The sequence below is a fragment of the Dryocola clanedunensis genome (genome assembly GCF_038405435.1).
GTDB classification, from domain to species: Bacteria; Pseudomonadota; Gammaproteobacteria; order Enterobacterales; family Enterobacteriaceae; genus Dryocola; species Dryocola clanedunensis_A.
Genome location: NZ_JBBYHZ010000209.1, coordinates 1 through 527, shown reverse-complemented (window position 1 = coordinate 527; position 527 = coordinate 1). Strand labels below are relative to the sequence as shown.

The 527-nt window shown below is 69.4% G+C and carries 1 protein-coding gene; it reads left to right on the top strand.

What is annotated here, in order from left to right; genetic code table 11:
* Positions 1-295: 295 nt before the first annotated feature.
* The coding region (locus AAE045_RS24265) for an SDR family NAD(P)-dependent oxidoreductase (RefSeq protein WP_455549847.1) at positions 296-527 on the top strand (232 nt) is incomplete at its 3' end.

Genomic DNA, 527 nt, shown 5'->3' with positions numbered 1-527 from the left:
CAGGCGTCCACCTCGCCGTCCCAGATCGCCGCTTCGCTGAAGGGGGAGGCGCCGCCGGCCGTACCGGGAACGGTGGCGGCCGCCTGCACAGGGGCGGTGGACGGGTCGCCGGCGGGCTGGCAGGCAGCCATCGCCAGTACCAGCGCCAGCGCGGTCAGGGGAAGGCGGATCGCCGTCATGTCGCTCATTCCATGCAGAACGTGAATGCCCAGTATCGACGCGGCGCATGAATCCGGTGTGTGCGCCGGGGCGGCATAATGCCGGTTCACTGCAATCGCATCGAAGGAATCCGCGCATGGCCAGTCTGCAAGGCAAGACCCTGTTCATCACCGGCGCCTCGCGCGGCATCGGCCTGGCCATCGCACTGCGTGCTGCACGGGACGGGGCCAATATCGCCATCGCGGCCAAGTCCTCGGTGCCCAATCCCAAGCTGCCCGGCACCATCCACAGCGCAGCGGAGGCGGTCACCGCCGCCGGCGGCCAGGGGCTGGCGCTGAAGTGCGACATCCGCGAAGAAGACCAGGTGC